This is a genomic window from Streptomyces sp. NPDC052052, assembly GCF_040680455.1.
Classification (GTDB): Bacteria; Actinomycetota; Actinomycetes; order Streptomycetales; family Streptomycetaceae; genus Streptomyces.
In genome coordinates this window covers 1-3,013 of the sequence record NZ_JBFAWU010000059.1, presented here as the reverse complement: position 1 = coordinate 3,013, position 3,013 = coordinate 1, and the positions used below count along the sequence as shown (strand labels likewise).

Genomic DNA, 3,013 nt, shown 5'->3' with positions numbered 1-3,013 from the left:
CAAGGTGACGCGCCCCGTGCTCGGCCGTCAGATGGCGTGCCACATGGGCGCCCAGTGTGCCGGACGCGCCCGTGACCACCACCGTGCCCTCGGGGTTGAGCGCGCCGGTGGCCGCGGGCGCGTCGGCGGCGCCCGCACGGACCAGCCGGGGCGCGATGATCCGGTTGTCGCGCAGCGCGAGTTGGGGCTCGTCGACGGCCACCGCGCGGCGTACGGCATCGGTGATGTCCTCCGCGCCGAACGCGTCGCCGACATCGAGGAGGGTGACGCGCCCGGGGTATTCCGACTGAGCGGTGCGCACCAATCCCCAGACGGGTGCTGCAGCGAGGTCGCTGATGTCCTCGTCGTCTCGTGAGGCGACCGCGCCCCTGGTGACGACCACCAGGCGGGTACCGTCGAACCGTTCGTCGGTCAGCAGGCGTTGGAGCTGTTCCAGTGTGCCGCCGGTCACGTCGTACGCGGCCCGGGGAACGTCGCCGGAGGTGTGGCTGGCGCCTCCCACGGTCAGGAAGACCACGCCCGGCGGCGGCGCGCCGCCGTCGGGCGATCCCGCCGCCGGCCATGGCTCGGGTGCGCCGGTCTTCGTGGCCGGTGCCACGGGCTCCCGTACCGCCGTCCACTCGACGCGGAACAGGGCGTCGTCGCACGCGCTCCGGCTCCGTACGACAGCATCCGGTGTCACCGGACGTACCGCGAGTGCCTCAACCTCGGCGACCGGGTGGCCTTCGTGGTCGGTCAGCGTCAGCGCCACCGCGTCGGCCCCGGTCCGGGTCAGGCGCGCCCTGAGTGTGGTCGCACCGGTCGCAGCGAGCCGTACGCCGTGCCAGGCGAACGGCAGTCGTACCGCGGCGTCCGACGTGCCGAGCGCGGCCGCGAGCGGGTGCAGGGCGGCGTCGAGCAGGGCCGGGTGGATACCGAAGCGGTCAGCGGGCTCGGCGACGTCGTCCGACAGCCGCACCTCGGCGTAGAGGTCGTCGCTGCCATCGGCCCGCCAGAGCGCCGTGAGGTTCTGGAACTCGGGACCGTAGCCGTAACCCAGGGCCGCGAGTCGGTCGTAGAGCCCGTCGAGGGCCTCGGCGCGAGCTCCGGCCGGCGGCCAGGCTGCCGTTTCCGCGTGCACGGGCTCGGCCTCCGGCTCCGCGGTGGAGAGGGCACCGGTGGCGAGGAGCGTCCATTCCTCGTCCGCGCTCTGGTCGTCGGCGGCCCTGGCGTGGCAGGTCACGGCCCTGCGCCCGGCATCGTCCGGGGCGCCGAGCACGAGCTGGAGCTGGACCGCGCCTTCCTCGGGCAGGACGAGCGGGGCCGGGAGGGCGAGGTCGTTGATGGTGTCGCAGCCAACCTGCTCACCGGCGTGCAGGGCCAGGTCGACCAGCGCGGTGCCGGGCAGCACGGGATGGCCGCTGATCGCGTGGTCGGCGAGCCAGGGATGGGTGGCGAGGGAGAGCCGGCCGGTAAGCAGCAAGCTGTCGTCGGCGGCGAGGGTGACGGCCGCGCCGAGCAACGGGTGGCCTGCGGCGTCGATCCCCGCAGTGGCCAGGTCGGCGGTGCCCGCCGCTGGCGCCAGCCAGTATCGGCGGCGCTCGAAGGCGTACGTGGGCAGGGCGGCCACCGTGTCCCGTGTAGCGGTGCGGTGCAGCCGGTCGAGGGCGAATGGGGCACCGCTGGTGTGCAGTCGGCCGAGCGCGGTGCTGTAGCTCTCCGGCTCGGGGTGTCCCGAGCGCAGCGTGGCTACGGCCACGGGACCGGCGCCGGCGTTCGCGTCGCGCAGTGTCTCGAGCGCGGCGGCGGTCAGTACGGCGTCCGGGCCGAGTTCGAGGAAGCGGGTGACGCCGTCGGCGTGCAGCGCGGTGACGCCGTCGTGGAAGAGCACGGGACGCCGGATGTGGTCGGTCCAGTAGTCAGGGCTGGTGAGCTGTTCCGTGGTGGCGAGTTCGCCCGTGACGTCGGAGATGACGGGGATGGTCGGCTCGGCGTACGCCACGGTCGCCGCAGCCTCCCTGAACTCCTCGAGGACGGGCTCCATATGCGGCGAGTGGAAGGCGTGTGAGACCGCGAGTTCCTTGATCTTGGTGCCCAGGTCCGCGAAGTGCCTGCCAATGGCCCGCACAGCGTCCGCGTCGCCCGAGACGACCGTGGCGGCGGGCCCGTTGACTGCGGCGATCGACACCAGGTGCTCCCGGCCCTCGATGTGCGGTGCGATCGCGTCCGGTGGCGCGGCGACGGCCAGCATGATGCCGCCGCTGGGGGCGGACTGCATCAGCCGGGCGCGTGTGGCCACCAGACGTGCGGCGTCCGGCAGGTCAAGCACGCCCGCGAGGTGGGCGGCGGTCAGTTCGCCGACCGAGTGGCCGATGAGCACGTCGGGGGCCGCGCCGTGGTGAGTGAGCAGGGCGTGCAGCGCGGTCTGGAGGGCGAACAGCGCCGGCTGGGCGTACCGGGTCGTGTCGAGCAGCGCGGCAGCCGGTGTGCCCGACTCGGCGAACATGATGTCCCGCAATGGATGCTCGAGATGGGGGTCGAGGTGGCGTACGGCCTCGTCGAAGGCGTGCGCGAAGACGGGGTGCGCGGCGTGGAGCTCGCGGCCCATCCCGGAACGCTGACTGCCCTGCCCGGTCAGCATCCATGCAGTGCGGCCCCCGACGCTGTCCGCGGTACCGCAGGCGAGGCGGGGGTGCGGCGCGTCAGCGGCGAGGGCGTCGAGGACGGCGCACGCCTCGTCGTGGCCGCGGGCGGTGACGGTTGCACGGTGGGGGAAGTGGGTGCGGGCGGTGGCGAGCGTGTGCGCGGTGTCGGCGAGTGGCGTCTCCGGCGCCGCGCGCAGATGGGCGGCGAGCCGCGCGGCCTGGCCGAGCAGCGCGCCTTCGGTACGGGCCGACAGGACCAGGAGGGCAGGCAGGCCACCCGGCTCGGTGACGGCCGGCATGGTGGGTGTGGACTCCGCGGGCTCGGGAGCCGCGGTTCCTGTGTCGGTCTGGGCTGTTTCGGGGGCCTGCTCGATGATCACGTGGGCGTT

1 protein-coding gene is annotated in these 3,013 nt (G+C 73.8%); it reads right to left on the bottom strand.

Translation table 11 applies throughout. The features are described 5' to 3' along the window. The coding region (locus tag AB0L71_RS32620) for an acyltransferase domain-containing protein (protein WP_365250355.1) at positions 1 to 3,013 on the bottom strand (3,013 nt) is incomplete at both ends.